This is a genomic window from Variovorax sp. FW301-JW7 (genome assembly GCF_058788795.1).
In genome coordinates, this window is record NZ_JBYTBC010000014.1 from 99,413 (window position 1) to 119,868 (window position 20,456).

At 69.9% G+C, this 20,456-nt stretch carries 19 protein-coding genes and 1 pseudogene; 15 read left to right on the forward strand and 5 right to left on the reverse strand.

The genetic code is table 11. The features are described 5' to 3' along the window. Window positions 1-3: 3 nt before the first annotated feature. Window positions 4-882 carry an amidohydrolase family protein gene (locus AC3WQM_RS28370; protein WP_492683352.1) on the reverse strand — a complete coding sequence of 293 codons (879 nt, stop codon included), beginning with the start codon at window positions 880-882 and terminating at the stop codon, window positions 4-6. 2 nt (window positions 883-884) lie between these two features. After that, window positions 885-1,754 (reverse strand): HpcH/HpaI aldolase family protein, encoded by an 870-nt coding sequence (locus tag AC3WQM_RS28375; protein ID WP_492683353.1) that lies wholly within the window; start codon window positions 1,752-1,754, stop codon window positions 885-887. Window positions 1,755-1,828: 74 nt separating this feature from the next. Between AC3WQM_RS28375 and AC3WQM_RS28380 the strand changes: the two genes are divergently transcribed. Then, on the forward strand, window positions 1,829-2,752 hold the full coding sequence (locus AC3WQM_RS28380; RefSeq protein WP_492683354.1) for a LysR substrate-binding domain-containing protein: 924 nt from the start codon (window positions 1,829-1,831) through the stop codon (window positions 2,750-2,752). Window positions 2,753-2,771: 19 nt separating this feature from the next. Here the strand turns inward: AC3WQM_RS28380 and AC3WQM_RS28385 are convergent, their stop codons facing one another. Further along, on the reverse strand, window positions 2,772-3,458 hold the full coding sequence (locus AC3WQM_RS28385) for a Crp/Fnr family transcriptional regulator (protein ID WP_492683355.1): 687 nt from the start codon (window positions 3,456-3,458) through the stop codon (window positions 2,772-2,774). Window positions 3,459-3,600: 142 nt separating this feature from the next. Between AC3WQM_RS28385 and AC3WQM_RS28390 the strand changes: the two genes are divergently transcribed. The 8 genes from AC3WQM_RS28390 (at window position 3,601) to AC3WQM_RS28425 (ending at window position 13,999) form a co-directional block, all read left to right on the forward strand. Continuing rightward, window positions 3,601-5,856, forward strand: a complete 2,256-nt coding sequence (locus tag AC3WQM_RS28390) for a DUF6351 family protein (protein ID WP_492683356.1) — start codon at window positions 3,601-3,603, stop codon at window positions 5,854-5,856. A gap of 108 nt (window positions 5,857-5,964) precedes the next feature. Next, complete coding sequence (locus AC3WQM_RS28395) at window positions 5,965-6,624, forward strand: response regulator (RefSeq protein WP_492683357.1); 660 nt, start codon at window positions 5,965-5,967, stop codon at window positions 6,622-6,624. Then, a complete protein-coding gene (locus AC3WQM_RS28400; protein ID WP_492683358.1) occupies window positions 6,621-8,015 on the forward strand; it encodes a sensor histidine kinase in 1,395 nt (464 codons plus the stop codon). Before AC3WQM_RS28395 ends, AC3WQM_RS28400 begins: the two co-directional genes overlap by 4 nt. Before the next feature lie 113 nt (window positions 8,016-8,128). Then, the gene (locus AC3WQM_RS28405) at window positions 8,129-8,476 is read left to right on the forward strand and encodes a DUF4148 domain-containing protein (protein ID WP_492683359.1); all 348 of its coding nucleotides are present in this window, start codon (window positions 8,129-8,131) and stop codon (window positions 8,474-8,476) included. Window positions 8,477-8,499: 23 nt separating this feature from the next. After that, a complete protein-coding gene (gene paoA / locus AC3WQM_RS28410) occupies window positions 8,500-9,144 on the forward strand; it encodes an aldehyde dehydrogenase iron-sulfur subunit PaoA (protein ID WP_492683360.1) in 645 nt (214 codons plus the stop codon). Then, window positions 9,141-10,124 (forward strand): FAD binding domain-containing protein, encoded by a 984-nt coding sequence (locus AC3WQM_RS28415; RefSeq protein ID WP_492683361.1) that lies wholly within the window; start codon window positions 9,141-9,143, stop codon window positions 10,122-10,124. The genes paoA and AC3WQM_RS28415 overlap by 4 nt, the downstream gene beginning before the upstream one ends. Window positions 10,125-10,142: 18 nt before the next feature. Further along, entirely contained in the window at window positions 10,143-12,371 is a 2,229-nt protein-coding gene (locus tag AC3WQM_RS28420) for a molybdopterin cofactor-binding domain-containing protein (protein WP_492683362.1), read from the forward strand. A gap of 11 nt (window positions 12,372-12,382) precedes the next feature. Then, window positions 12,383-13,999: a phospholipase D family protein gene (locus AC3WQM_RS28425; protein WP_492683363.1), complete on the forward strand. Its 1,617-nt coding sequence runs from the start codon at window positions 12,383-12,385 to the stop codon at window positions 13,997-13,999. Between the two features lie 10 nt (window positions 14,000-14,009). Here AC3WQM_RS28425 and AC3WQM_RS28430 read toward each other — a convergent pair whose 3' ends face one another. After that, the gene (locus AC3WQM_RS28430) at window positions 14,010-15,074 is read right to left on the reverse strand and encodes an asparaginase (RefSeq protein WP_492683364.1); all 1,065 of its coding nucleotides are present in this window, start codon (window positions 15,072-15,074) and stop codon (window positions 14,010-14,012) included. Window positions 15,075-15,351: 277 nt separating this feature from the next. On the opposite strand from AC3WQM_RS28430, the gene wrbA reads away from it, so the two are divergent. From wrbA to AC3WQM_RS28450, 4 genes and pseudogenes are all read left to right on the forward strand, one after another. After that, complete coding sequence (gene wrbA, locus AC3WQM_RS28435) at window positions 15,352-15,951, forward strand: NAD(P)H:quinone oxidoreductase (RefSeq protein WP_492683365.1); 600 nt, start codon at window positions 15,352-15,354, stop codon at window positions 15,949-15,951. Between the two features lie 26 nt (window positions 15,952-15,977). Continuing rightward, window positions 15,978-16,442, forward strand: coding sequence for an ester cyclase (locus AC3WQM_RS28440; protein WP_492683366.1), 465 nt, complete (start codon window positions 15,978-15,980; stop codon window positions 16,440-16,442). Further along, window positions 16,439-17,208: pseudogene (locus tag AC3WQM_RS28445) on the forward strand (SDR family NAD(P)-dependent oxidoreductase). The gene AC3WQM_RS28440 and the pseudogene AC3WQM_RS28445 overlap by 4 nt, the downstream one beginning before the upstream one ends. 25 nt (window positions 17,209-17,233) lie before the next feature. Next, complete coding sequence (locus AC3WQM_RS28450; RefSeq protein WP_492683367.1) at window positions 17,234-17,893, forward strand: hypothetical protein; 660 nt, start codon at window positions 17,234-17,236, stop codon at window positions 17,891-17,893. Window positions 17,894-17,908: 15 nt separating this feature from the next. On the opposite strand, the gene AC3WQM_RS28455 is transcribed toward AC3WQM_RS28450, so the two are convergent. Next, window positions 17,909-18,817, reverse strand: a complete 909-nt coding sequence (locus AC3WQM_RS28455) for a LysR family transcriptional regulator (RefSeq protein ID WP_492683368.1) — start codon at window positions 18,815-18,817, stop codon at window positions 17,909-17,911. Between the two features lie 100 nt (window positions 18,818-18,917). On the opposite strand from AC3WQM_RS28455, the gene AC3WQM_RS28460 reads away from it, so the two are divergent. Together AC3WQM_RS28460 and AC3WQM_RS28465 are read left to right on the forward strand one after the other, a co-directional pair. Next, complete coding sequence (locus tag AC3WQM_RS28460; RefSeq protein WP_492683369.1) at window positions 18,918-19,775, forward strand: pirin family protein; 858 nt, start codon at window positions 18,918-18,920, stop codon at window positions 19,773-19,775. A 70-nt stretch (window positions 19,776-19,845) separates the two neighbouring features. Then, the gene (locus AC3WQM_RS28465; protein ID WP_492683370.1) at window positions 19,846-20,280 is read left to right on the forward strand and encodes a DoxX family protein; all 435 of its coding nucleotides are present in this window, start codon (window positions 19,846-19,848) and stop codon (window positions 20,278-20,280) included. Window positions 20,281-20,456 lie beyond the last annotated feature (176 nt).

Sequence of the window (20,456 nt, forward strand, 5' to 3'; positions counted from 1 at the left end):
GGTTCAGAAGCCGAACAGGCGTGCGGGGTTGTCGGCCAGCACCTTGCGGCGCGCGGTGGCATCGGGAATCCAGTCGGCCAGCAGGTTCAGCAGCTCGCCGGTGTCGCGCCCGCCTTCGGGAATGTGCGGCCAGTCGCTGCCCCAGATCACGCGCTCGGGCACGGCCTCGACGATGGCCTGTGCGAGCGGACGCAGCCTGGCGTAGTTGCCGTCCTTCGCCAGGCGGTACGGGCCCGAGAGCTTGAACCAGCCGCGCCCGTCGGCCACGGCGCGCAATAGGCGGTCGAAGTCGGCGCGCGTGAGGCCGTCGCTCTCGAGCATGTAGCCCATGTGGTCGATCACGAAGTCCGAGTCGAGATCGGGCAGCACCGGGATCAGGTCGCGCACGACCCAGCCTGGCGTGTAGAACTGCACGTGCCAGCCCAGCGGGCGGATGCGCTGGATGCTGCGTTCGATGTAGGCATGCAGCTCGGCCGTGGGCAGCTGGGCGCGCAGGAACAGGTCGAGCCGCAGCGCCCGCACACGGCGTGCGTGCATGGCGCGCAGGGCCTCGTCGGACACGCTGTCGTCGACCATCGCCACGCCGCGCGCACGGTCGCCGGCGGCGTCCAGGGCATCGAGCATGCAGCGGTTGTCGGTGCCGTAGAAGCTGGGTTGCACGATCACGAAGCGCTCGATGTCGAGCACGCCGAGGGCGGCTTGCAGCTGCGCCAGGTTGCCGTCGGGCAGCGTGTAGTGCGGCTGGTCGACGCGCGGGTAGCGCTCGGCAGGGCCGAAGACATGCACGTGCGCGTCGCAGGCGCCGGCGGGCACCTCGAAGGCGGCGCGGGTCAAGGTCTGCGCGTCGCGCATGGGCTTGGAGGTCAGGATCTCGTGGGTCATGGTCAGGCGGTGGCGGGAGAAAGGGATGAAGAAGACGAGCCGACGGACGCATGGCCGGCCAGCGCGCCGCGCACGCGCTCCTGCATCGCGGCGAGCAGCACGTCGGTGTCGATGCCCGTCATGAGGAAGGGCGCCGCGCCGCGCGCCAGCAGCTCGGCGTTGAGCGCCGCGTCGGCGATGCCGCCGATCGACAGCGGCGTGCCGGCGCGCGCGCAGGCGGCGAGGGCGGTGTCCAGTGCGTGCTGCATCAGCGGATGGCGGTAGTCGCCGGGCACGCCGAGTTCGGCGCTCAGGTCGTTGCAGCCGATGCTCACCAGGTCGATGCCGGGCACCCGCGCGATCGCCTCGGCGTTCTCGATGCCCAACGGGCTCTCGATCAGCACGTTGACGACCACCGCATCGTTGGCCAGCCGGTAGGTCTCGGCCGGCGGCAGGCGGCGGTAGCCGAACTGCGGCAGCGCGGCGATGGCCGAACGGTGACCGTGCGGCGCAAAGCGGCAGGCGGCGGCCAGATCGGCGGCCTGCGCGGCGGTCTCGACGCGCGGAAAGATCAGGCCCGACGCACCCGCGTCGAGCAGCCGGCCGATGGCGCCGTACTCGCGCTCGGGCACGCGCACCAGCGCCATCAGGCCCAGGTCGTGCGCCGCGGCGCAGATGGCGCCCGCCGCGTCGAGCGCGATGGTGCTGTGCTCCAGGTCGATCCAGACCGCGTGATGGCCGCTGGCCTTGGCCAGCCGGGCGATGTCGGGCGTGCGCGCCATGCGGATGCCGAAGGCCGTCAAGGGTTCGCCGCGGGCCAGCCCCCGGATCAACGGATGGCCCTGGAAGGGCTGGGGTGCAGGCGGCTCCTGCGATGTGTCTCTGCGTGTCATGCAGGCATCGTAGGCAAGCTGTCTTATATTTGGAAATACTGTTTATCGTCGGTTTCTCATACCTGGTAGATATCATGGAACTGCGCCATCTCCGCTATTTCGTCGCCGTCGCCGAGGAGCTCAACTTCACGCGCGCCGCGCAGCGCCTGCATATCGCCCAGCCGCCGCTGAGCATCCAGATCCAGGCGCTCGAGGAAGAGCTCAAGGTCCGGCTGCTCGAGCGCGACAAGCGGCGCGTGTTCCTCACGCAGGCGGGCCGCCACTTCCTCGAACGCGCGCGCGGCATCCTGCAGGAGGTGGAGACGGCCAAGGGCGAGGCGCAGAGCGCGGCCTCCGGCGAGGTCGGCAGCATCGCGCTGGGCTACACGGCGTCGTCGATGCTGTCGCCGGCCATGCCCGCGGCCATCCTGCGCTTTCGCAAGCAGCACGCGCGGGTGGTGCTCACGCTGAAGGAGATGACCTCGCTCGACCAGCTCGACGCCGTGCATGGGCACGCCCTCGACGTGGCCGTGCTGCGCCGCCCGAACGTCGAGATCCCGACCGGCCTGATCGTCGAGGAGTGGTACCAGTCGCCGCTGATGGCGGTGGTGCCGCGCGACCACCGTCTCAGCGGCAAGCCGCTGCGCATCGCCGACCTGCGCGACGAACCGCTGGTGATGTACCCGCGCAATGCCGGCATCGGCCTGTACTGGAAAGTGCAGGACCTGTGCGCCAAGGCCGGCTTCAGGCCGCGCATGGTGCAGGAGGCGCGCGAGGCCTCGACCATCGCGGGGCTGGTCGCCGCCGGCGTCGGCATCGCGCTGGTGCCGGGCGACACGCGCTGCATCCAGCTCGATGGCGTGGTCTACCAGTCGGTGCTCGACAAGGAGGCCGTGTCGAGCCTGTACCTGGCGCACCGGGAGGCGGACCCGAATCCCTATGTGGGGCTGATCCTCAAGGAGCTGCGGGCGGCGTTGAAGCGCAGGCCGGCGCGCACTGCAAGGCGACAGGGCGCCTAACGACCAGGCGCGCGCCCCGTCACCCGTGCGCGCAGTGGCAAGACGCCCGGTAGCCGCGCAGGCCGCCCAGGTCGAGCACCGTCAGCCCGCGCGTCTCGAGGCGAATGAGTCCCTGTGCCTGGAAGCGTTGCAGCGCCACGTTCACGCGCTGCCGCGACACGTTCGCGAGCAGGCCGATCTCGGTCTGTCCCACTTCCAGCAGGCGCGGCGCATTCGGATAGAGCTCCGGGTTGAACAAGCTCGCCAGGCAGTTCGCGACCCGCGCGTCGGTGTCGAGCAAGCGTTCGTGTTCCAGTGCGCCGATGAACAGGCTGAGCCGCGCGTTGAGCAGCTCCTGCAGGTAGTGGTTGAACGGCACGCTGGTGTCGCGCAGCCATTCGAAGGTGCGGCGCGGCATGAGGGCCACGCGCGTGGGCCGCAGCGCGAACACGTCGTAGCGGCGCGCCTCGTGCTTGAACAGCGAGCCTTCCCCGAACCACACGCCGGACGACACGCCCGTGAGGGTCGAGATGCGTCCGTCCTCGGACGCGACCGACATCTTGGCGAAGCCGTCGATCAGCCCCATCCAGTGCTCGACCTGCTGGCCCGCTCGCGCGATGCAGCCGCCGCGCGAGAACTTTCGTTCCTGCATGCTGCCGAGCACGTGCTCGAGGTCGGCGGGTGACAGGGCCGACGCCCATTTGGAACGCCGAACCATTTCTTCCATGGCCTGCGCCACGCAGGGGAGGGGAGCGTCGCAGGGGTCAGGGATTACCTGTAGCAATTCGCGCGTCATCTGTCGTCGCGACGACCGCGGGCCGGGATGTCCATTCGTATTCTTTCCAAGACATACAACACAGGAGACCTTCATGTTCGCTGCACCCCCACGTCCCCGCAAGCGGGTTTTTCCGTGGCCTCGCCGGCCCCGCGCGACCGCCGCGGGCCTGGCGATGGCCGCCGCGCTGATGCTGGTGGCGGGATGCGGCGGAGGCTCTTCCGGAGGCGGTGTCGCGTTTCCGTTCTTCCCCGGCACCAGCACGCCGCCCCCGACGCTGGCGCCGGCCGCGTTCCAGGTGAAGACGCTCTCGTCGCCGCCCGACATGGTCAGCGGCGGCGATGCGCTGATCGAAATCACCGCGCCCGCAGGCGTGCCGCTCGACAAGGTGCGCGTGAGTCTGAACGGCACCGACGTGAGCGCGCAGGTGCCGGTGGCCGATGCCGCGGCCCGCGTGCTGCGCGGCCTCGTCACGGGGCTGACGACGGATGCGTCCAGCACCACGGGCAGCAGCAACTCGCTGGTAGTGAGCAACGCCGACAACGCCGCGCAGCGCACCGAGACGAAGCTGGTGAACTACCCGATCACCGGGCCCATTCTGTCGGGCCCGCACATCTCGCCCTATGAATGCCGCACGGTGCAGAACGGCCTGGGCGCACCGCTCGACGCCGACTGCTCGGCCACGACGCAGGTGCTCTGGTACTACCGCACCAAGGCCAACACCTTCGTGCCGCTGACCGACCCCACCGGCCCGCGCCCGGCCGACCTGGTGACGACCACCACCAACGACGGCGCCACCGTGCCCTACATCGTGCGCGTGGAGTCGGGCACCATCAACCGCGGCGTGTACCGGCTCGCGGTGCTCGACAACCCGGCCAAGGATGCGCCCGCCACCTGGAAGCCCGGCCCGGGATGGAACAAGAAGCTGGTCGTGTACTTCGACTGCTGCGGCTCGGCCCAGTACAACCAGGGCGTGCATCCCATCGAGTCGATCCTCGGCGACTTCGGCCACGTGCAACTGTCGCGCGGCTTCGCCTTCATGAACTCGACCGAGCTGTGGAACAACCAGCACGCCAACCCGCACCTTCAGGGCGAGACGCTGATGATGCTGAAGGAGCACGTCATCGAGGAATTCGGCACCGTGCCCAAGTGGACGGCCGGCTTCGGCGGCTCGGGCGGCGCCATCCAGCAGTACCTGATCGCGCAGCTCTACCCGGGCCTGCTCGACGGCATCCAACCCATCGTGTCCTTCCCCGAGACGCTGATGCCCGAGGTGATGGAGTGCCGGCTGCTCAACAACGTCTACAAGCTCGACGCCGTGACCTGGACCCCGGCCAAGAAAGACGCGGTGAACGGCTTCAACCGCGGCACCTGCGACGCCTGGGACTGGTCGTTCGCGAGCATCATCAAGTCGGACAACGCGGTGGGCTGCGGCTTTCTTGAGCCGGCCCACGCGGCCAACGTGTTCAACCGCGCGACCAACCCGGGCGGCATCCGCTGCGACCTGTTCCAGACCAACGTGAACCTGCTGGGCAAGCGCCCCGGCACGCAGGAGGCGCGGCGCCCCATCGACAACGTCGGCGTGCAATACGGCCTGGCCGCGCTGAACAGCGGGGCGATCTCGGTGAAGGAGTTCCTCGACCTGAACGAGAAGGTCGGCGGCTACGACGGCGACGGCAACACGCAGGCGGCGCGCTCCGAGGCGGACGCCGAGGCGCTGAAGCTCACCTACGCGGGCGGCTTCAAGAACGGCTTCAAGGGGCCGGGCCTGGCGAACATCCCGATCATCACGCAGCGCAACAACGCCGACGCGACGGGCGACATCCACGACACGATGCAGGACCTGATCATCCGTGCCCGCCTGCAGCGCGCCAACGGCCGCAGCGACAACCAGATCATCTGGACGATGGGCGCGAACACCCCGCTCGTCGACATGACGGCCTGGTCGATCGACCTGCTCAACCGGTGGCTCGACAACATGGCGGCCGACCCCGCATCGGCCTCGGCCGACAAGGTGGTGCGCAACAAGCCCGCCGGCGCGAACGATGCCTGCTGGGACAAGGCCGGCAAGCGCATCGACGAGGCAGCCTCGCAGGACCCGGCGGCGAGCTGCAACACGGTCTACCCGCGCTTCAGCACGCCGCGCCTCGTGGCCGGCTCGCCGCTGGTCAACGACGTGCTCAAGTGCCAGCTCAAGCCGGTCAACGCGGCCGACTATGCGGTGACCATCGCCGGCGCCGACCTGGCGCGGCTGCAGTCGCTCTTCCCGGGCGGCGTGTGCGACTGGAGCAAGCCGGGCGCGGGCCAGGAGGCGCTGCGCGGTACCTTCCTGCGGCTGCCGCTAAACTGAAGGGGCGAAAGCCCGGGTGGCCCGCACCCCGCCCGGGCTTTCAAAAATTAACGCTGCTCTAACGATTCGGCGCTAGTCTGCGCCCTGGATCGAAGAACGGGAGCCAGTGTGCGGGTGCTGCTTGTCGAAGACGACGAAATGATCGGGAAGAGCCTGCTGCGCGGCCTGGAGCGCTCGGGCTGGGCGGTGGACTGGGTGCGCGACGGCCTGCTGGCGCGCAGTGCGCTGGCCGACGGCGACTACACCTGCGTGCTGCTCGACCTGGGCCTGCCGGGCCTGGACGGTGTCGAGGTGCTGCGCCACGCGCGCGGCATGGGCAATGCCACGCCGATCCTGATCCTCACGGCGCGCGACGGCCTCGGCCAGCGCGTGGAGGGGCTCGACCTGGGCGCCGACGACTACCTGCTCAAGCCCTTCGAACTGCCCGAGCTGCTGGCGCGCATGCGCGCGGTGGTGCGCCGGCGCCACGGCGCGGCCAACTCGATCATCGGCAGCGGCAGCGTGCAGCTCGACCTCACCACGCGCGAGGTGCTCTTTCGGGGCACGCGCGAGACGCTCACGGCCCGCGAGTTCGCGCTGATGCACGCCATGCTGGAGCGCCCGGGCGCCATCCTGTCGCGCGAGCAGCTCGAGAACCGCATCTACGGATGGGGCGAGGAGGTGATGAGCAACGCGGTCGACGTGATCATCCACAACATGCGGCGCAAGCTCGGCGCCGACACCATCCGCAACGTGCGCGGCCTGGGCTGGCGCGTGGTCGACGCATGACCACCGGACCCGGCCGGCCCTGGTACTCGCCGAGTTCGCTGCGCAACAAGCTGCTGGCGTGGCTGGTGCTGGTGCACCTGGTCGCGGCGGCGGGCTTTGCCTGGTTCACCTACGAGAGCTACGACCGGCTCATCGTCACCTTCAAGGACGACCAGATGCAGATGCTGGCCGACGCCTACGCCAGCAACGCGGCCGTGCCCGAGCTCAAGCCGGCGGACGAACGCAGCACCTTCGAGCGCGGCACCTTCGTCATCCAGGTCTGGAACGGCCGGGGCGAGCTGCTGGCCAGTTCCTGGCCGGCGCTGCCCGTGGTGCGCCAGCCGGCGGAGGGGCTGACCACCGTGCGCACCGGCCCGGGCAGCGAGGGCCTGTGGCGTGTCTACTCGACCGCGCCGGTGGCCGACCCCGGCCGCTTCCAGGTGCAGGTGATCCAGAACGGCGGCGTGGTGCGCCGGCTGGTGGCCAAGCGGGCGCTGTCGTCCATCGCGCCCATCGCGCTCCTGCTGCCGCTGTCGCTGGCCGCGCTGTGGTGGGTGGTGTGGGCCACCTCGCGCAAGCTGCGCAGCGTTGTGCTCGACGTGGCGGCGCAGGACGAGCGCAGCCTGTCGGAGCTGTCGGTCTCGCGCGTGCCCGACGAGATCGCACCGCTGGTGGAAGCCTTCAACAGCCTGCTCGGGCGCCTGCGCCAAGCCTTCGCCGCGCAGCGCCGCTTCGTGCAGGACGCCGCGCACGAGCTGCGCACGCCCATCGCCGCCATCGGCCTGCAGCTGGACAACATGCGCGCCGAAGTGCCGGGCGAAGCCGTGGCCGAGCACTACACGCACCTCAAGGGCGGCGTGACGCGCGCCCAGCACCTGATCGAGCAGCTGCTGCGCCTGTCGCGCCAGGAAAGCAGCACCGAACCCGAAGCGCCGGTGGCGTTGGACGTGGCCTCGGTGCTGCGCGACAGCGTGGCCCAGCTCATGGTGGTGGCCGACCGGCGCCGCATCGACATCGGCTTCGAGGGCCAGGCCGCCGCGACGGTGACCGCGCCGCCGGCCGAGCTGCGCAGCGTGTTCGACAACCTGATCGACAACGCGCTGCGCCACTCGCCCGAAGGCGGCGTGGTCGACGTGCGGCTGCACGAGGTGGACGGGCGGCCGGTGGTCGACGTGGTGGACAACGGGCCGGGCATTCCGCCCGAGCTGATCGACCGCGCCTTCGACCGTTTCTTCCGCGTGCCGGGCAACCCGACCGAGGGCAGCGGGCTGGGCCTGGCCATCGCGCGCATGGCCGCGCTGCGCAACGGCCTGCGCATCGTGCTGTCCAACCGCCATGACGCGCAGGGCCGGCCGGCGGGGCTGCGCGCGCGCGTGCACCTGCGCGCCGCCGACGCGGGTCGCGCGGCTTAACGCTGGGTTAACTCTCGCCTAAAGGTCGCATAAAGCGGCCTTCCTACAGTGACTCCTGTCGCGACAGCGGCCGTGCCGCAAGGCGCGATCCCCATCCCCAACAAGGAGTTCACATGCGAAAGACCCTCGGCCTCCTGGCCATCCTGACCCTGGCCGGCGCGGCCTCTGCCGAAACCTACGACGGCGTGCACCAGGGGGGCGGACTGCTCTCGCGCGACGACGTGGCGGCCCAGGCCGTGGCCGCGGCCCACGCCCCCGACCAGAACGTGACGCGCGGCTCGCGCGGGCCCGATCCCTTCACCTCGACCGTCTCGCGCGAGGCCATGCGCCAGGTGGCGGTGGCGACCGCGCATGCGCCCGACCAGAACGTGGTGAGCGGTTCGCGCGTCAACAGCACGATCGTCTCCACGATGCCGACCACGCGGACGGCCGCGGGCGCCGCCGCCGAACGCCAACCCTGACGCACGCGCCGAGCGAGCCCTCGATGACAACCGAAACCGAAGACGGTTGCACCCGTCGCACGGTGCTGGTGACCGGTGCAGCCGGCGTTGCAGCGGTCGCGCTGCCGCTGGTGGCGAGTGCCGAACCGGTGGCGCCAGCCGCTGCCGCGCCAGGGCCGACGATGGCGGTCAGCCTGCGCATCAACGGCGCGCCGCATGCGCTGTCGATCGATCCGCGGGTCACGCTGCTCGACCTGCTGCGCGAGCAGCTGCAGCTCACGGGCTCCAAGAAGGGCTGCGACCACGGCCAGTGCGGCGCCTGCACGGTGCTGGTGAACGGGCGGCGCATCAACAGCTGCCTCACGCTCGCGGTGCTGCACGAGGGCGATGCGGTCACGACCATCGAGGGCCTGGGCGAGCCGAAGACGATGCACCCGATGCAGGCCGCCTTCGTCAAGCACGACGGCTACCAGTGCGGCTACTGCACGCCGGGCCAGATCTGCTCGGCGGTCGGCATGCTGGGCGAGCTGCGCGGCGGCATGCCCAGCCATGTCACGCACGACCTGGCGGCGCCCGTGGCCTTCAGCGACGAGGAGGTGCGCGAACGCATGAGCGGCAACATCTGCCGCTGCGCGGGCTATCCGAACATCGTCGCGGCCATCCGCGAAGTGGCGGGAGCCGCGGCATGAGGACCTTCACCTTCGAACGCGCCGCCACGCCGGCCGCCGCCGCGCTGGCGATGCAGCAGCACCCGGGCGCGCGCTTCATCGCGGGCGGCACGAACCTGCTGGACCTGATGAAGCTCGACATCGAGCGGCCCCCGCACCTGATCGACGTCAACCGCCTGGGGCTGGACCGCATCGAGGCGCTGCCGGGCGGCGGCCTGAAGATCGGCGCGCTGGTGCGCAACAGCGACCTCGCGGCCGACGCGCGCGTGCGGCAAGGCCATCCGCTGCTGTCGCGCGCCTTGCTGTCGGGCGCGAGCGCGCAGCTGCGCAACAAGGCGACCACTGCGGGCAATCTGCTGCAGCGCACGCGCTGCTTCTATTTCTACGACACGACCAAGCCCTGCAACAAGCGCACGCCGGGCAGCGGCTGCGCGGCCATGGAGGGCTTCAACCGCATCCACGCGATCTTCGGCGCCAGCACGCAATGCATCGCGGTGCATTCGTCCGACATGGCGGTGGCGCTGCGCGCGCTCGACGCGCAGGTGGAGACGGTGTCCGCCAGTGGCAGCACGCGGCGCATTCCCATCGCCGAGCTGCATCGCCTGCCGGGCGACACGCCCGAGGTCGAGACCGTGCTCGCGCCCGACGAGCTGATCACCGCCGTGACCTTGCCACCGCCGCTGGGCGGCACGCAGCTGTACCGCAAGGTGCGCGACCGTGCGTCGTACGCCTTTGCGCTGGTTTCCGTCGCGGCCGTGGTGGTGCGCGAGGGCCGCACGGTGACCGCCGCGCGCCTGGCCTTCGGCGGACTGGCCGCGAAGCCCTGGCGCAACGAAGAGGCCGAGCGCCGGCTCGTCGGCACCGACGGCGGCGCGCAGGCGCGCGAGGCCGTGGCCGACCTGCTGCTGGCCGGAGCGCGCGGCCACGGGCACAACGATTTCAAGATCCCGCTGCTGCGGCGCACCCTGCACGCCACGCTGGCGCAGGCGATCGACACCTGAACGCAGGAGGGCGACGACATGCAATTCACCGAAGCCGCCGGGCCCAGCGCCCTGGACCGCGAGCGCGTGCTGGGGCGCCCGCTCGACCGCATCGACGGGCCGCTGAAGGTCAGCGGCCGTGCCCGCTACAGCTACGAATACGGCAACGAGGTGCCCGACGCCGCCTATGGCTGGATCGTGCTGGCGGGCATCGCCAAGGGCCGCATCACGCGCATCGACACCGCCGAGGCGCAGCGCGCGCCGGGCGTGCTGCTGGTCTACACCTACGCCAACGTGCCGCGCATGGCGCCGAAGGGGCGCGCCAATGTGGTGTCGCAGCTGTCGGGCCCCGAGGTGCAGCAGCACGGCCAGGCAGTGGCCTTCGTGGTGGCGCAGAGCCTCGAGCAGGCGCGCGCGGCCTCGTTCCTGATCCGCATCGACTACGAGCGCGGCGCGGGCCGTTTCGACCTCGCGGCCGCGCAGGCCGGCGCCCCCAAGCCCGGCGACGACCCCAGCGCCGGCAGCGAGAGCGCGGCCGACACGGCGGTGGGCGACTTCCAGGGCGCCTACGACGCCGCACCCGTCACGATCGACCAGACGTACACCACGCCCGACCAGCACCCCGCGATGCTGGAGCCGCAGGCCACCACCGCGCGCTGGGAGGGCGACCGGCTCACGCTCTACACCTCGCACCAGATGCCCAACTGGGCCGCCAGCGACGTGGCCGCCATGCTGGACGTGCCGGCCGCGCAAGTGCGCGTGGTTTCGGCTTTCGTGGGCGGCGGCTTCGGCTCCAAGCTGCGCACGCATGCCGACGCGGTGCTTTCGGCCTTTGCCGCGCGCGAGCTGCGCCGGCCGGTGAAGACGGCGCTGGCGCGCGAGCAGCTGCTCAACCACACGGCGCGGCGCGCCGCGACGATCCAGCGCGTGCGCCTGGGCGCCACGCCCGACGGCCGGCTCACGGCCATCGGCCACGAGACCTGGACCAGCAACCTGCCGGGCCGCAGCTACTACGAGGGCGCCTCGCGCCAGACGCGCCTGCTGTACGCCGCCCCGAACCGCATGACGGCGCACCGCGTGGCCGCGCTCGACCTGCCCGAGGCCGCCGCCATGCGCGCGCCGGCGACCGCCAGCGGGCAGATGGCCTTCGAGGTGGCGCTCGACGAGCTGGCTGAAAAGCTGCGCATCGACCCGGTGCAGCTGCGCATCCTCAACGACAGCCCGCACGATCCCGAGCGCGGGCCCTCGCGCCCGTACTCGGGGCGCAAGCTGATCGAGTGCCTGCGCGAGGGCGCGCGGCGCTTCGGGTGGGACCGGAGAAGCTCTGAGCCGGGGAGGGTGCGCGACGGCCGCTGGCTGGTCGGCATGGGCGTGGCCAGCGCCATCCACCACCACTCGGTGCGCCCGTCGAACGCCAGGCTGAGCCTCGATGCGCAGGGCCGGCTCTTGATCGAAACCTCGATGACCGACATCGGCACCGGCACCTACACCGTGCTGGCGCAGATCGCGGCCGAGATGACCGGCATCCCGATGGACCGCATCGGCGTGCGGCTGGGCGACACCGCGCTGCCCGCCGGCGCGGGCTCGATCGCGTCCATCGGCGCGTCGAGCGCGGGCGCCTCGGTCTTCGACGGCTGCCAGCAGCTGTGCCGCCTGCTGGCGCAGCGTGCCGGCTTCGATGTGCAGGCGGCGCGCTTCGAGCGCGGCCGCATCGCCCTGGGGCGCCGCTCGCACGCGCTCGGCGAGCTGGCGGGCGCGGAAGGCCTCAGCGTGCTCGGCAACGTCGAGCCTGGCGACCTGCACCGCCGCTATGCGCAGGCCGCGTTCGGCGCCCACTTCTGCGAGGTGGGGGTGGACATCGACACCGGCGAGACGCGCGTGCGCCGCATGCTCGGCGTGTTCGCGGCGGGCCGCATCCTCAACATGAAGACCGCGCGCAGCCAGGCCATCGGCGGCATGGTGTTCGGCGTGGGCGCGGCGTTGCACGAGGAAGCCGTGGTCGATGCGCGCCACGGCTACTTCGTGAACCACGACATGGCCGAGTACCTGGTCCCGGTGCACGCCGACATCCCCGACATCGACGCCGTCTACCTGCAGGACAGCGACGACCTCGCGAGCCCGATCAAGTCGAAGGGCATCGGCGAGCTGGGCACCTGCGGTTCGGCCGCCGCGGTGGCGAATGCCATCTTCAACGCCACCGGCGTGCGCGTGCGGAACTACCCGATCACGCTCGACAAGCTGCTGACCGGGCTGCCGATGCGTGCTTGAATGGCTTCGCCATGCCTGCCACAGCCTCTTTCGCCGCACTGACTCGCCAGCTTCTTCTTGCCGCTGCCGCCTTCGTCGTGCTGTCGCTCGCCGGCTGCGCGACGCTCCCCGACGAAGGCCCGCGCACCGCCAGCACCTCGCTGCCCGTGCAGGGCCCTGCGACGCCGCTCGACCGCATTGCCACCGCATCGATGCAAGGGGCCGAACCCGGCGCCAGCGGCTTTCGCCTGATGCTGGGCCTGGCCAGCATGGACACGCGCCTGGCGCTGCTGCGCGGTGCGCAGCGCTCGCTCGACCTGCAGTACTACCACCTGCACGACGACGCGACCGGCCGGCTGGTGCTGCGCGAGCTGCGCAACGCGGCCGGGCGCGGCGTGCGCGTGCGGCTGCTGGTGGACGACCTCTACACGCAAGACATCGGGCCGCTGCTCGAAGGCCTGGGCGCCTATCCGAACGTGGAGGTGCGCATCTTCAACCCCTTTCCCACGCGTGGCGGCACGGCCGTGCGCTTCGGCCTGGCGCTGTTTGACTTCGCGCGCCTGAACCGCCGCATGCACAACAAGCTGTTCGTGGCCGATGGCGTGCTGGCCGTGGCCGGCGGGCGCAACCTGGGCGACATCTACTTCATGCGCGATGCCGACGCCAACTTCTTCGACTACGACGTGCTGGTGGCGGGCGCGGTGCTGCCGCAGATGGCAAGCCTGTTCGACGAGTACTGGAATGCGCCGCAGGTGCGCACGGCAAGCTCGGTGCTGCGCCCCTCGGCCGATGCCGACGCCCTGCGCCGTGCCTTCGACGCGCGCGTGGACGGTGCCGACACGCCCGAGCCGGTGCCGTTTCGCACCGTCGATCCCACGGGCCGCGTCACCCTGGGCGACGAGCTGGCGGCGGGCCGCGTGAAGCTGGCGTTCGGCACGGCGCAGGCCTTTGCCGATGCACCGGCCAAGGCCTGGGGCCGAATGGAAACGCGGCGCCTGCCCAGCGGCGCGCTCATCGACACCAGCCGCCGCCTGCTGGGCGAGGCGGCGCAGCAGGCGCAGTCCGAGATCACGACCTCGTCGCCGTACTTCGTGCCGGGCCCGGCGGCGCTGGAAGGCATGCGCCGCAACGCGGCGCGGGGCATCCGGCAGACGCTCATCACCAATTCATTGGCCGCCACGGACGAGCCCGTGGTCCACACCGGCTACCGACGCTACCGCGCCCAGTTGCTGCAGGGCGGCATGCGCATCCACGAGATCCATCCGAACGCGGGCCGGGCGTTGTTCGTCGGCAGCATCGGCGCGGGTGCGCAGGTGCGGCTGCACACCAAGGCACTGGTGATCGACCGCAAGACGCTGTTCCTGGGCTCGGTCAACATGGACCCGCGCTCCGATGCGCTGAACACCGAGTTCGGCCTGCGCATCGATTGCCCCGCGCTGGCGGAGGAGGCGAGCGCCTTCTTCAACGAGCTGATGCTGCACGCCGCGTACCAGGTGCGCCTGAAGCCGGGCAGCGACGATGCGCTGGAATGGTGGCGCATCGACAGCGACCCGTCCGTCAGGGTGACGGATGACGAGCCCGGCGCGGACCTGCCGACCCGCGTCAGGCTCTACCTGCAGTCGCTGGTGATCCCCGAGTCGATGCTGTAGCGGGCCCGGTCTACCGGTCGAACGCGGCCTGCAGCTCGGCCTTGCTGGTGACGCCGCGGTGCAGCTGGAGCATGAGCAGCAGGCGTGCCTTCTGCGGGCTCAGGTCGCCGGCCATCACGGCGCCGGCCTCGTCGCTGGTCTTGCCGCCACCCACGAAGCCGTAGACCGGCCGTGTGCGGCCGTTGTGCACGCGCGTGGAGACGACCACCGGCACGCCCTTGGACAGCGCGTACTTGAGCGCCTCGAACATCGAGACGTTCATGTTGCCCATGCCCACCGCCTGCACCACGATGCCCTTGGCGCCCTGGTCGACGGCGTAGCGCATGAGCGAGCCGTCGGCGCCGCCGAACATGGCCACGATTTCCACGCGCGGCATCTCGGCGCTGCCGATGTCGATGTGCTGGCGGCGCAGCGGCGCGCGCGTGAAGATGACCTTGTCGTCCCACACCTCGCCCAGGAAGCCGAAGTCGCCCGAATTGAAGGTCTCGACGTTGGCGGTGTGCGTTTTGGTGACGTTGCGCGCCGCGTTGATCTGGTTGTTCATTGCCAGCATCACGCCCTTGCCGCGCGCTTCGGGCGTGGTGGCGATGCGGATGGCGTTGAGCAGGTTGCGCGGACCGTCGAAGTCGGGCGACGAGGCGTTGCGCTGCGCGCCGATGAGGATCACCGGCTTGTCGGACTTGACGGTCAGGTCCAGCCAGTAGGCCGTTTCTTCCATGGTGTCGGTGCCGTGCGCGATGACGACGCCGGCCACCTCGGGGCGCGCGAGCGCGTCGTCGACGGCCTTGGTCAGGCGCGTCCACCATTTCGCCTCGATGTAGTTGGACGACATGGCCGAGAAGTTGTTGACCTCGATGGTGGCGTATTTGCCGGCATCGGGCACCGTCTGCATCAGGTCGTCGCCCGAGATCGCGGGCACCACGCCCTTGGTGACGGGGTCGATCTTCATGGCGATGGTGCCGCCCGTGGCGATGAACTGCACGACGGGCCTCGTCTGTGCCTGCGCGTGTGCCGAGGTGGCCACCGCCGCCAGGCCGATCGTCGCCAGTGCCAGTGTCCTCTTCAGTGTCTTCATGGGTGTCCTTGTGTGGTGGTGAAGATGAGCGAGCCGTTGCGCCCGCCGGCCGCCCGGCCATCGGGCCGGCGCGGTGACGGGCGAGGGGAAACAGTACCAGCAAGCCCGCCGCGACGGGCGAGGCGCGAAGAAGACCATCCGTTTTCTCGATGGATTCCATCGAATCAAACAGGCTTCCGCGAGAGATGCCTGGCTCCTACGCTAGCGCCATGTCATCGAAGTTCAGCCTTCGTTCTTCGCCCGCCGGCGTTCGGCGATTCCTTTCCAGGAGATACCCATGAGCAAAGTTCTTGTCCTGTATTACTCGTCCTACGGCCACATCGAAACGATGGCCCGGGCCATCGCCGAAGGCGCCCGCAGTGCCGGTGCCGAGGTCGACATCAAGCGCGTGCCCGAGACCGTGCCGCTGGAGATCGCCAAGGCTTCGTACTTCAAGCTCGACCAGTCGGCGCCGGTCGCCGCCGTGGCCGATCTCGAAAAGTACGACGCGATCATCGTCGGCACCGGCACGCGCTTCGGCCGCATGTCGTCGCAGATGGCGGCGTTCCTGGACCAGGCCGGCGGCCTGTGGGCGCGCGGCGCGCTCAACGGCAAGGTGGGGGCGGCCTTCAGCTCGTCTGCCACGCAGCACGGCGGCCAGGAGACCACGCTGTTCTCGATCATCACCAACCTGCTGCACTTCGGCATGACCATCGTAGGCCTGCCGTACAGCCACCAGGGCCAGATGAGCGTCGACGAGATCGTCGGCGGCGCACCCTACGGCGCCACGACCGTGGCCGGCGGCGACGGATCGCGCCAGCCGACCGAGATCGACCTGGCCGGCGCACGCCACCAGGGCGAGCTGGTGGCCAAGACCGCGGCCAAGCTCTTCGGTTGAGCGCCGGACTGCCAAGGAGAACCACCATGAACCAGCAGAACACCGCAGGCGAAGCGGCCAAGGCCGTCGTGCGCCGCAACACCGAAGAGGTCCAGGGCGGCGGCGACTACGCGCTCTTCGACGAACTGTTCGCCGACAGCTTTCTCGACCACACGCCGCAGCCCAACTGCACGCCGGACAAGGCGGGCGCCCTGGGCCTGTACAAGACGCTGCGCGCCGCGTTCCCCGACTTCCATGCCGAGATCCACTGGCAGCGCGTGGACGGCGACGTGGTGACCACCTTCAAGACCTACCACGGCACGCACCAGGGCGAGGTGTTCGGCATCGCGCCCACGGGCCGCACGATCCACTTCGAGACCGTCGACGCGATGCGCGTGCAGGACGGCCAGATCACCGAGCACTGGGGCGTGGCGAACCTCTTTTCGCTGCTGCAGCAGCTCGGCGCCTGGCCGCCGGCCGCCGCGAGCGCCGGCCCGGGAGCACGGCAATGACCGACATCCTCAAGGACAAGGTCGTCGTCGTCACCGGCGCCGCCAGCGGCATCGGGCGCGCGATCGCCATCGGCGCCGCGCAGCACGGCGCCAGGGCGGTGATCGTCTCGGACATCACCGAAACATCGAACGAAGGCGGCCGCACCACGACCTCGGAGATCGAGGCGCTGGGCGTGGCCGTGCGCTTTCACCGCACGGACGTGAGCCAGCGCGCGCAGGTCGATGCGCTGGTCGAGGCGGCGGCGGAATTCGGCGGCGTCGACGTGATGGTCGCCAACGCCGGCATCACGCTGCGCTCGGACGGCTCCGACGTGGCCGAAGACGACTACCGGCGCCTGATGAGCGTCAACTCGACGGCGTGCTGTTCAGTGCGCAAGCCGCCGCACGGCAGATGAAGGCGAACGGCAAGGCCGGCAGCATCGTGCTGATGGCCAGCATGGGTGGGATCGCGGGAGCCGGCATGACCGTGGCCTATTCCACCAGCAAGGGCGGCGTGGTGCTCATGGCCAAGGCCCTGGCGGACGCGCTCGGGCCCGACGGCATCCGCGTCAACGCGGTCGCGCCCGGCGTCATCGACACCCACCTGGTGCGCACGAACCCCGGCATCGCCGCCGCGTCCGAAGGTTTTCGGCAGCGCACGCCACTGCGCCGGCTCGGCAAGCCCTCCGAGATCGCGGATTCGGTGGCGTGGCTCGGCTCGGACATGGCCAGCTACGTGAGCGGCATCGCGCTGCTCGTGGACGGCGGCTTGCTGTCGGTGATTTGAACCGCGCCGAGGCAGGAGAAACACCATGTACGCCGAGCCCGTGAACCCGAAGAACCAGCGCCTGGACACCGCGGACGCACTGACGCTGATGCGCGTGCCGCCGAAGTTCGACGTCACCGAGTGGCCGCGCCAGGTCGAGGCCTTTCTGCAGGCGACCGAGAAGCCGCTGCACCGGGCCATCCTGAAGAACTACCTGCGGCATCTGCTGCTGGAGGTGGCGGGCTACTGGGACCGGATCATCGTGCCCGAGCTCACGGTCGACGAGCCCGAGTACCGCGTGGGCGACCGGGGGACGGTGCACGTCTTGTCGGGCAGGGCGGCGGTGGAGGGCTTCTACCGGCAGACCTTCGAGACCCGGCAGAACGTCATGGGCGCCCGGACGATGAACATGGGCGTGGAGGACTACGGCGTGACCACCGAGGCCGTCTGGACGCACGTGGTGCCCGGCGCCTGCCTGAAGGACCACCCGGTCGATACCGACCCGCAGGCCTGGTACCTCATGAACCACCACCTGTTCCAGATCTTCACGTACACGCGCGACGCGCAGCCCAAGCTGATCTCGGAGCGCATCTACGACGATCCGCAGAGCTACAGCTACGAGAAGCTCGCGCCCGCGGATGTCGTGACGCCGGAGATGGCACGCGCGCAGCTGGCGCCGTTCCTGGCGCGGGCGACGCTGGCGTAGCGTCGCCTTGCTTCATCACGCGCGGGCGGGCGCATCGGCCTGCTTGAGCTGCTCGAGGAACCAGCGCCCGGCCGGCCCCGGCGGCGCATCCTTGCGGTAGGCCGCGAACATCGCGATGGGCGGTGTGCGCGGCTGGAAGTTCTCGATCTGGATCTGCACCAACGTACCCGTGTCCAGGTCGTGCCGCACCATCGCCTGCGGCATGTGCCCCCAGCCGAACCCCGCACGCAGGAAAGCGTGCTTGGCGCCCAGGTCCGCCAGGCGCCAGGTCGAGGGTGAGAAGACGCCGTAGCTCTTGCCGTCCGACAGGCTCGTGCGGTCCGTGAGGACCAGCTGCACGTGCTCTTCCAGCTCGCGCATCCGGATCAGCCCCTTGCGGCGCGCCAGCGGATGCACGCTGCCCGTCACCGTGACCATGGGCACGTCGAGCAGCTTCTCGGCCTCCACGGCATCGGGCACGACGGGCATCGACCCGATGATGCCCAGGCGGCACGTGCCCTGCAGCACGGGCTGGATGACGGCGCCCAGCGCTTCCACATAGAGACGAAGCGGCGTGTGCGGAAAAGCCGCGCGGAACAGGCCGACGGCCACCGTCAGCGACTCCATGGGGTACATCACGTCCACCGCGACCGACAGCTCGGGCTCCAGCCCTTCGGCCATGGTGCGCGCCTTGGCCTTGAAGCCGTTCATGCTGCTCACGACCACGCGGGCTTCCGCGAGGAGGGCGGTGCCTTGCTCGGTGAGCTGCGGGTAGCGCGCCGAGCGGTCGAACAGCTGCACGTCGATCTGCGCCTCGAGGTTGGCCAGCGTCTGGCTGACCACCGACTGCGCCCGCCGCAACTTGCGGCCCGCCGCCGAGAAGCTGCCTTCGTCCGCCGCGGCAATGAAAGTGCGCAGCTGGTCCATGGATAAACCGTCGAGCATCTATCGCTCCTTTGGATGGGTTGCATCGAAAGATATAGGCTTCTCAGGGGGATGTCCAGCTCCTAACCTTCAGGCCATCTCATCACCTGAAGGAAATTTCATGGAGCACGCCCTCAGCGAATCCCCGCCGGCCCTGTCTGTTCAGACGCGCCGCATCGTGGCCCGCACCCGGGGCCGGGCGCACGGACCGGTCACGCGCGTCGTCAGTCCCTCGGACATCGGCGAGCTGATCAAGCCGTTCGTCTTTCTCGACTATTTCGATTTCAAGCCGACCGGCAACGCGCTGTTCCCGATGCATCCCCATTCGGGCATTGCGACGATCACCGTGCTGCTCTCGGGCGACCTGCGCTACGAGGACACGACGGGCGCATCGGGCACCCTGTCCGCGGGCAGCGTCGAATGGATGCGGGCCGGCAACGGCGTGTGGCACGACGCGAGCCCGAGCGGGTTCGAGCGTTTCCAGGGCTACCAGGTGTGGGTCGCGTTGCCGCGCAGCCTGGAGAACCGCATGGCGCACAGCCAGTACCTGCCCGCCGAGGCCGTGCCGCAGGCCGGCCCCGCCCGCATCGTGCTGGGTCGCCACGACGGCGCGCACAGCCGCGTGGCCGCGCCGGAAGGCATGAACCTGCTGCACGTGCGGCTGGCTGCGGGCGAACGCTGGCGCTACCAGCCGCCCGCGGGGCACGACGTGGCCTGGACCCACGTGCACCGCGGCGAGCTGCGCGTGGCTGGCAACCGGCTGCAAGGCGAACTCGCGGTGTTCGATGAATCGAACAGCGCCATCGATTTCACTGCCGAAGGCGACACCGACTTCATCGTCGGGTCGGCCGTGAAGCACCCGCACGACCTCGTGCTGGGCTACTACTCCGTTCACACCTCGCCCGAGGCGCTGCAACAAGGCGAGGCGGAAATCGCCCGGCTCGGGCGGCAGCTTCGTGCGGACGGACGCATCCGTTGACTCGCCGTTCGGCTTTCAGTTTCTTCAACCCCTGTGTTTTCAACCAACCGACCTACTTAGGAAATTCATCATGACCACGACCACCACTTCCAACACCCAAACCACCGTCCTGCCGTTCGTCGGACGCATCCTCCTGGCGGCGATCTTCATCGTCAGCGCCCTGGGCAAGATCGCAGCGCCCGAGGCCACCCAGGGCTACATCGCAACGGTGGGCCTGCCCGCGCCGCTGCTGGGCTACCTGGCGGCCATTGCCATCGAACTGGGCGGCGGCCTGTTGCTGCTGGCGGGCTACCGCACCCGCGCCGTCGCGCTCGGGCTCGCCGTGTTCTCGATCACCTCGGCGCTCATCTTTCACCACGCGCTGGGCGACCAGAACCAGCTGTTCCACTTCCTGAAGAACCTCGCGATGGCCGGTGGCCTGGTCCAGGTCGTGGCCTTCGGCGCCGGTGCCTTCAGCATCGACAACCGCAAGCAGGTGCTGCGTCATTCGCTGGCCACCCGCTGAGCTGACGTGAACACAAGGCCCGCCCCGGTGATGAGGCGGGCTTTTTTTCGTGGGTACGGGGAGGTGCACCCTGGAAGATTGCATTGGAAGCTGGTCGCCATCCATCGTTCGAATCGATGGCTTGAATCGAGAAATTCAGGCTTCTGCGCGAGGCGAAATCTCCCTAATCTGTCACT

Excerpts from the sequence above, each read along its gene's own strand:
- AC3WQM_RS28450 (WP_492683367.1), top strand. The coding sequence starts at position 17,234 with ATGTACGCCGAGCCCGTGAACCCGAAGAACCAGCGCCTGGACACCGCG.
- AC3WQM_RS28420 (WP_492683362.1), top strand. The coding sequence starts at position 10,143 with ATGCAATTCACCGAAGCCGCCGGGCCCAGCGCCCTGGACCGCGAGCGC.
- paoA (WP_492683360.1), top strand. The coding sequence starts at position 8,500 with ATGACAACCGAAACCGAAGACGGTTGCACCCGTCGCACGGTGCTGGTG.
- AC3WQM_RS28440 (WP_492683366.1), top strand. The coding sequence starts at position 15,978 with ATGAACCAGCAGAACACCGCAGGCGAAGCGGCCAAGGCCGTCGTGCGC.
- AC3WQM_RS28375 (WP_492683353.1), bottom strand. The coding sequence starts at position 1,754 with ATGACACGCAGAGACACATCGCAGGAGCCGCCTGCACCCCAGCCCTTC.
- AC3WQM_RS28380 (WP_492683354.1), top strand. The coding sequence starts at position 1,829 with ATGGAACTGCGCCATCTCCGCTATTTCGTCGCCGTCGCCGAGGAGCTC.
- AC3WQM_RS28460 (WP_492683369.1), top strand. The coding sequence starts at position 18,918 with ATGGAGCACGCCCTCAGCGAATCCCCGCCGGCCCTGTCTGTTCAGACG.
- AC3WQM_RS28415 (WP_492683361.1), top strand. The coding sequence starts at position 9,141 with ATGAGGACCTTCACCTTCGAACGCGCCGCCACGCCGGCCGCCGCCGCG.
- AC3WQM_RS28390 (WP_492683356.1), top strand. The coding sequence starts at position 3,601 with ATGTTCGCTGCACCCCCACGTCCCCGCAAGCGGGTTTTTCCGTGGCCT.
- AC3WQM_RS28370 (WP_492683352.1), bottom strand. The coding sequence starts at position 882 with ATGACCCACGAGATCCTGACCTCCAAGCCCATGCGCGACGCGCAGACC.
- AC3WQM_RS28430 (WP_492683364.1), bottom strand. The coding sequence starts at position 15,074 with ATGAAGACACTGAAGAGGACACTGGCACTGGCGACGATCGGCCTGGCG.
- wrbA (WP_492683365.1), top strand. The coding sequence starts at position 15,352 with ATGAGCAAAGTTCTTGTCCTGTATTACTCGTCCTACGGCCACATCGAA.
- AC3WQM_RS28465 (WP_492683370.1), top strand. The coding sequence starts at position 19,846 with ATGACCACGACCACCACTTCCAACACCCAAACCACCGTCCTGCCGTTC.
- AC3WQM_RS28405 (WP_492683359.1), top strand. The coding sequence starts at position 8,129 with ATGCGAAAGACCCTCGGCCTCCTGGCCATCCTGACCCTGGCCGGCGCG.
- AC3WQM_RS28425 (WP_492683363.1), top strand. The coding sequence starts at position 12,383 with ATGCCTGCCACAGCCTCTTTCGCCGCACTGACTCGCCAGCTTCTTCTT.
- AC3WQM_RS28385 (WP_492683355.1), bottom strand. The coding sequence starts at position 3,458 with ATGGAAGAAATGGTTCGGCGTTCCAAATGGGCGTCGGCCCTGTCACCC.
- AC3WQM_RS28455 (WP_492683368.1), bottom strand. The coding sequence starts at position 18,817 with ATGCTCGACGGTTTATCCATGGACCAGCTGCGCACTTTCATTGCCGCG.
- AC3WQM_RS28400 (WP_492683358.1), top strand. The coding sequence starts at position 6,621 with ATGACCACCGGACCCGGCCGGCCCTGGTACTCGCCGAGTTCGCTGCGC.